Here is a 6,291-nt window from a genome sequence, read left to right as displayed (position 1 = left end):
GCCCTGTGGACCGAGCCGGACGCCCCGGGTGTGCGGTGTCCGCCGTGCGGGTGTGGCGGGATCAGACCAGGTCGAAGCGGTCCAGGTCGGAGACCTTGACCCAGGCCGCGACGAAGTCGTTCACGAACTTCTCCTTCGCGTCGTCGCTCGCGTAGACCTCCGCGAGCGCGCGCAGCTCGGAGTTCGAGCCGAAGACCAGGTCGGCGCGGGTGCCCGTCCACTTGACCTCGCCCGTGGCGGCGTCACGGCCCTCGAAGACGGTCTGGTCCGAGGACGTCGACGACCAGGTCGTGCCGAGGTCGAGCAGGTTGACGAAGAAGTCGTTCGTCAGCTTGCCGGGGGTGTCGGTGAAGACGCCGTGCGAGGACTGGGCGTGGTTGGCGCCCAGCACGCGCAGGCCGCCGACGAGGACCGTGGTCTCGGGTGCGCTCAGGTTCAGCAGGTTCGCCTTGTCGAGCAGCAGGAACTCGGCCGGCAGGCGGTTGCCCTTGCCGACGTAGTTGCGGAACCCGTCGGCGGTCGGCTCGAGCGCGGCGAACGACTCGACGTCCGTCTGCTCCTGCGTGGCGTCCACCCGGCCCGGCGTGAAGGGCACCTCCACGTCGTGGCCGGCGTCCCGGGCGGCCTTCTCGACGGCGGCGGCGCCGCCGAGGACGATCAGGTCGGCCAGCGAGACCTTCTTGGCGCCGGCGTTGAACTCGGCCTGCACGCCCTCCAGGATGCGCAGCACCTGCGCCAGCTCGTCCGGGTTGTTGACCTCCCAGCCGCGCTGCGGCTCCAGGCGGATGCGGGCGCCGTTGGCGCCGCCGCGCTTGTCGCTGCCGCGGAAGGAGGACGCCGAGGCCCACGCCGTGGACACCAGCTGCGAGACGGTCAGCCCCGAGGCGAGGATCTTGGCCTTGAGGGCCGTGACGTCCTCGGCGCCGATGACCTCGCCCTCGGCCTCCGGCAGCGGGTCCTGCCACAGCAGGGTCTCCGCCGGGACCTCCGGGCCGAGGTACAGGGACTTCGGGCCCAGGTCACGGTGGGTCAGCTTGTACCAGGCGCGGGCGAAGGCGTCGGCGAACTGGTCGGGGTTCTCGTGGAAGCGACGCGAGATCTGCTCGTAGACCGGGTCGAAGCGCAGCGCCAGGTCGGTGGTCAGCATCGTCGGCGCGTGGCGCTTGGACGGGTCGTGCGCGTCGGGGACGGTGCCGGCGCCCGCGCCGTCCTTGGCGACCCACTGCTTGGCGCCGGCGGGGCTCTCGGTCAGCTCCCACTCGAAGCCGAACAGGTTGTCGAAGAAGCCGTTGCTCCACTGCGTCGGCGTGGAGGTCCAGGTGACCTCCAGGCCGCTGGTGATGGTGTCGCCGCCCTTGCCGGTGCCGAAGCTGCTCTTCCAGCCGAGGCCCTGCTCGGCCAGCGAGGCGGCCTCGGGGTCGTCGCCGACGTGGTCCGCGGGGCCCGCGCCGTGCGTCTTGCCGAAGGTGTGACCGCCCGCGATCAGGGCGACCGTCTCCTCGTCGTTCATCGCCATCCGGCGGAACGTCTCACGGATGTCGCGGGCCGAGGCCAGCGGGTCCGGGTTGCCGTTGGGGCCCTCGGGGTTGACGTAGATGAGGCCCATCTGGACGGCGCCGAGCGGGTTCTCCAGCTCGCGGTCGCCGCTGTAGCGCTGGTCGTCCAGCCAGGTGGTCTCGGGACCCCAGTAGACGTCCTCCTCCGCCTCCCAGACGTCCTTGCGGCCGCCGGCGAAGCCGAAGGTGGTGAAGCCCATCTGCTCCAGCGCGACGTTGCCGGTGAGGATCATGAGGTCGGCCCAGGAGATCGACTGGCCGTACTTCTTCTTGACCGGCCACAGCAGACGGCGGGCCTTGTCCAGGTTGGCGTTGTCCGGCCAGCTGTTGAGCGGGGCGAAGCGCTGCTGGCCGGCGCCGGCGCCGCCGCGGCCGTCGCTGATGCGGTAGGTGCCCGCGCTGTGCCAGGCCATGCGGATCATCAGCGGGCCGTAGTTGCCGAAGTCGGCGGGCCACCAGTCCTGCGAGGTGGTGAGCACCTCGGCGATGTCCCGCTTGACGGCCGCGAGGTCGAGCGCCTCGAACGCCGCGGCGTAGTCGAAGTCCTCGCCGAGCGGGTTCGCCACGGCCGGGTTCTTCGCGAGGATCTTCAGGTTGAGCCGCTCCGGCCACCACTGGCGGTTGCCGCCGCCCTGGGTCGGGTGCAGGGCGCGACCGCCGTGCGCGACCGGGCAGCCACCTGCCTCCGCATCCTTCGGTTCGGTCACGATCGCGTCATGGTTCTCGGTCATGGAGGAATCCTTCTGGACTGGTCGGATCACATGCTCACGAACCGCAGGTCGGTCGCTGCGGGTGGGTCAGGTGCTGCGGGCGGACGAACAGTCGGGGCACAGGCCCCAGTAGATGACCTCGGCCTCGTCTATGGAGAAGCCGCGGTCGTCGACGGCGGTGAGACAGGGGGCGTGACCGACCGCGCAGTCGACGTCGACGACGACGCCGCACGAGCGGCACACGAGGTGGTGGTGGTTGTCCCCGACGCGCCCCTCGAAGCGGGCCGGGCTGCCCGGCGGCTCCAGACGGCGCACCAGGCCTGCCGTGGTCAGCGCGTGCAGGGCCTCGTAGACGGCCTGCACGGAGATGTGACCCACCCGGTCACGGACCCCGGAGGCGATCGCCTCGACGTCCAGGTGGTCGCCCGCGCGGACGGTCTCGAGCAGCGCGACACGGGCAGCCGTCACCCGCAGGCCGACACCGCGCAGCTCCTCGGCGGTGGTCGGTGTACGGGGTGCTGTCATGCGGTCGAACCTACGCCATAAACACGAACGATTCAAGAAAACGAACGCTGCAAGTCTGGTGAACGGTGTGCGTCGCGGCGAACCGAACGTGTTCAGGCGACCGATGGCCGCGGGTCGGGCGGTCAGGGGAACGAGGAGTGGCCGTCGAGCAGTCGCACGACGTACTCGGCGTCGTTGTACGGCGCGAGCCCCGCCCGCAGCGACGGGTCCGGCCGGCCTGCATCCCCAGGAGGTCCGCGTGGGCGGCCCGGAACGCGGCCACGGCCTGCTCGGCGTTGCGCTCGGAGGCGCTGACCGTCCCGCGGTTGGACAGCGGGCCGGTCATGGTCGCGGCGACCGCCTCGGCGACCGGCGCGGGAGTCTGCGCCCCGCCCGGGCCGTCGAAGAGTTCGAATCCCTGTGAGAGGGAGGGGAAGTGGGCCCGCAGGGCTGCGACGTCTATGGCCATGCCCCCGACTCTGGCACCGGCGGCCCGCGCCCACCAGTGGATTCCCGCGCCTCGACGCGACGCGGCACCGTACGACACCGCGTCGCACGGGCTCGTGCCGTCCCGTCGGGTGGTCGGCCCGCTCCCGCGCGAGAGGCGCACCGGCTCCGTTTTCGTCCCGTGACCCCCGTCGTCGGCGGGTGATCCGGGCCACGCGACGGCCGAGAGCGGCATCACGCGAGGTGGTGCGGTATTGGCCATGAACGCGACACACGGTACCGTCACTCTGATATCGACGACGGTGACACGGAAGCCGGTGCAAATCCGGCACGGTCGCGCCACTGTGATCGACGTGCCGCCCCGCAACGGGCGGCGCATCGCGAGTCAGACCCGGGGCCGTCGTCCTGTGCACCACCGAGATGGGACGCGAACTCCCAGAGGAGGCCCTGCCATGGCGCAGCCTGTCGCCCAGCCGACCGCCACCACCCCCGTCGTACCCGCCAAGCTGCCGCTGAGGGACATCGCCCCCTGGGCCGTCTTCTTCGGCGTCCTGATGCTGGTCCTGCTCTACTTCGTCGGCGCCGAGCAGGGCGCCACGTCCGTGGTCTCCGGCGAGGGCGTCCACGAGTGGGTGCACGACGCCCGTCACCTCCTCGGCTTCCCCTGCCACTGACAAGGGGCGCCGCACCTCCATGAACTCCGCAACAGTGAGAAACCTGCTCGTCCGTGGCATGCTCGCCGGCCTGGCGGCCGGCGTGCTCGCCCTGGTCGTGGCGTACTTCCTCGGTGAGCCGAACGTCGACGGCGCGATCGGCTTCGAGGAGTCCCACGCCCCCGCGCACGAGCACGAGGTCGAACTCGTCTCCCGCAGCCTGCAGTCCACCGCCGGTCTGGCCACCGGCGTTCTGGTCTACGGGGTGGCCTTCGGCGGCATCGCCGCTCTGGCCTACTGCTTCGCCCTGGGCCGTGTCGGCCGCTTCGGCCCCCGGGCCACGGCGCTGCTGTTGTCCGGGGCCGCGCTGCTCACCGTGTACGTCGTGCCGTTCCTGAAGTACCCGGCCAACCCGCCCGCCGTCGGCGACCACGACACCATCGCCAAGCGCACCACCCTGTTCTTCCTGATGATGGTGCTGGGCGTGCTCCTCGCGATCGCCGCGGTGATCGTCGGCAAGCGGCTCGCGCCGAGGCTCGGCGCGTGGCACGCCACCGTCGTCGCCGTGGGCGGCTTCGTGCTCGCGATCGGGCTGGCGTACGGGTTCCTGCCCGCCGTCAACGAGGTGCCGGGGGACTTCCCGGCCACGCTGCTGTGGCGGTTCCGCCTCTCCTCGCTCGCCCTGCAGGTGACGATGTGGGCGGCCTTCGGCCTCGGCTTCGGCGAACTGGCCGAGCGGCTGCTGAATCCCCGGCCGACGACGGCGCCCGCGAGCACGACGGCGGCCCCCGCCCCGAACTGAGCCCACCGACAAGCGAGTCGATCGAGGAGCGAACCGCCCGGCAAGGCGCGTTGACGGCAAGGCGCGTTGACGACAAGGCGACTTGACCGGGACGGCGGCCTCGCCGGGACACGACGAGAGGGCCCGCGGAACCTCCGCGGGCCCTCTCGCGTTCGCCGGGCGGCGACGGCCCGCACCGAGGAGCCCGGCACCCCGGCGACGAGCCCCGCACCGTGACGCGACGTCATGAGGCGTCGGGAAGGCCCTCGGCCGCGTCCGGCGGATGTCCGAGCCGCACATTCCAGCGGCCGCCGCGTCCGCTGATCGAGGTGGCCGTGAGCGGCGGCACGTCGAGCCGCCAGAAGGCCGTCGCGGGCGTCCCCAGCACATGGACGACCGCCGCCCGCACGATCTCCGGCTCGACCACGGCGAGGGTACGGCCGTCCGCCCGCGACGACTCCAGCCAACGCGCCACCCGCGCGCACAGCGCCTCGACGGACTCCCCGCCGTGCGGGGCGGATCCGGGATCGGCCAGCCAGCGCGCCACCGCCTCCGGCTCGGCGGCGCCGACCTCGGCCAGGGTCAGCCCCCGCCACCGCCCCACGTCCAGCCCCGCCAACTCCTCCGGCTCCGTCAGCGCCCCCGACTCCGCCGACTCCGCCGTCGTGACCGATGCCGCCGTCCGGGCCGTGTGGAGACCGAGCGCGGCGGCCGTCTCCCGGCAGCGCACGGTGGGGGACGTCACGACACGCGCGCCGGTGGGCAGCGCGCCGGCCATGGCGCGCGCCCGCGCCGCCCCGCCGGCGTCGATCGAGCCGCCGTCGTCGAAACGGGCCTGACGCAGCGCCGCGTTCATGGCGGGGGAGAGGAAGGTGACACGGCTCGTCACGTGGTGGTGCTCCTTCTGGGGCCCGCAGGTGTGCGGGGTCGACGGACCGCGAGTCCGCTCGCGCGACCGGTCGCCGCCGGCCGGCGGTCGGGCGACCGGTGGTCGGCAGCCCGCGGCCGGAGACCGTTCGTCTCCGCCCGCCGCCCTCACCGCTGCGCGTCAACCCACGTCCACCAGGGCGTACATCGGTGCGCACAGGGGTGCGATCGGCGTCGGCAAGCTACCACAGGCGTTCCCCGTTCCCGGCCGGCCGGCGGGCCCGGTCCGGCCGCCCGGGACCGGGTTCAGAGGGTCGTCGGCCGGGCGGGCGCACGTGGTCGCCGGCCGCGTCCGTGCTCGGGCACAGTGAGCAGACCATCGCGTCGTGCGTCCGGCAGGCGGCCACGTCGGGACGCTCGTGGGGCAGGTGGCAGACGTGGCAGTCGTACGTCGTCGCACGGGGTTGCCCTCCGCGTCGAGCATCGGCTCGGCGATGCCGTCGTCCGCGCGGCGCGGGTAGTACCGGCCCCGGGTGGCGACGGCCATCAGCGGCGTGAGGACGAACGCGACGAACGCGATGACGGCGGCGACCGGCGAGTACGGCTGGAGGCTGTCGCCGAGGGCGTGGAAGTACATCGCGATGGACAGTCCGGACGCGGCGAGGAAGGCGACGACGCCGACCGGCCGGGGGCCGCTCGGCCATCGCGAACCAGCGCTCCAGCACCATGAGCGGACACGCCAGGAACCGTGTGTTTCCCCGGAGAGCGACGCG

At 72.7% G+C, this 6,291-nt stretch carries 5 protein-coding genes, 1 pseudogene and 1 riboswitch; of the genes and pseudogenes, 2 read left to right on the top strand and 4 right to left on the bottom strand.

All coding sequences use genetic code 11. The features are described from left to right. Positions 1 to 61 precede the first annotated feature (61 nt). The gene (gene katG / locus ACFVYK_RS17390) at positions 62 to 2,287 is read right to left on the bottom strand and encodes a catalase/peroxidase HPI (RefSeq protein ID WP_389774397.1); all 2,226 of its coding nucleotides are present in this window, start codon (positions 2,285 to 2,287) and stop codon (positions 62 to 64) included. Positions 2,288 to 2,353: 66 nt separating this feature from the next. Beyond that, positions 2,354 to 2,791 (bottom strand): Fur family transcriptional regulator, encoded by a 438-nt coding sequence (locus tag ACFVYK_RS17385; protein ID WP_389774394.1) that lies wholly within the window; start codon positions 2,789 to 2,791, stop codon positions 2,354 to 2,356. 683 nt (positions 2,792 to 3,474) lie between these two features. After that, positions 3,475 to 3,634, top strand: a riboswitch (cobalamin riboswitch). A gap of 35 nt (positions 3,635 to 3,669) precedes the next feature. Here ACFVYK_RS17385 and ACFVYK_RS17380 point away from each other — a divergent pair. Beyond that, entirely contained in the window at positions 3,670 to 3,891 is a 222-nt protein-coding gene (locus ACFVYK_RS17380) for a CbtB-domain containing protein (protein ID WP_389774391.1), read from the top strand. Between the two features lie 19 nt (positions 3,892 to 3,910). Then, on the top strand, positions 3,911 to 4,672 hold the full coding sequence (locus ACFVYK_RS17375) for a CbtA family protein (protein WP_389774389.1): 762 nt from the start codon (positions 3,911 to 3,913) through the stop codon (positions 4,670 to 4,672). A gap of 223 nt (positions 4,673 to 4,895) precedes the next feature. Here the strand turns inward: ACFVYK_RS17375 and ACFVYK_RS17370 are convergent, their stop codons facing one another. Beyond that, the gene (locus tag ACFVYK_RS17370; RefSeq protein WP_389774386.1) at positions 4,896 to 5,540 is read right to left on the bottom strand and encodes a histidine phosphatase family protein; all 645 of its coding nucleotides are present in this window, start codon (positions 5,538 to 5,540) and stop codon (positions 4,896 to 4,898) included. A gap of 220 nt (positions 5,541 to 5,760) precedes the next feature. Beyond that, positions 5,761 to 6,203 (bottom strand): annotated as a pseudogene (locus ACFVYK_RS17365) (hypothetical protein); the annotation flags it as partial. Positions 6,204 to 6,291: the final 88 nt, after the last annotated feature.

It is taken from the genome of Streptomyces sp. NPDC058291 (genome assembly GCF_042880855.1).
Taxonomy (GTDB): domain Bacteria; phylum Actinomycetota; class Actinomycetes; order Streptomycetales; family Streptomycetaceae; genus Streptomyces.
The sequence above is the reverse complement of the archived record's forward strand: the minus strand, read 5'-3'. Positions and strand labels throughout refer to the sequence as shown.

Excerpts from the sequence above, each read along its gene's own strand:
- katG (WP_389774397.1), bottom strand. The coding sequence starts at position 2,287 with ATGACCGAGAACCATGACGCGATCGTGACCGAACCGAAGGATGCGGAG.
- ACFVYK_RS17385 (WP_389774394.1), bottom strand. The coding sequence starts at position 2,791 with ATGACAGCACCCCGTACACCGACCACCGCCGAGGAGCTGCGCGGTGTC.
- ACFVYK_RS17380 (WP_389774391.1), top strand. The coding sequence starts at position 3,670 with ATGGCGCAGCCTGTCGCCCAGCCGACCGCCACCACCCCCGTCGTACCC.
- ACFVYK_RS17375 (WP_389774389.1), top strand. The coding sequence starts at position 3,911 with ATGAACTCCGCAACAGTGAGAAACCTGCTCGTCCGTGGCATGCTCGCC.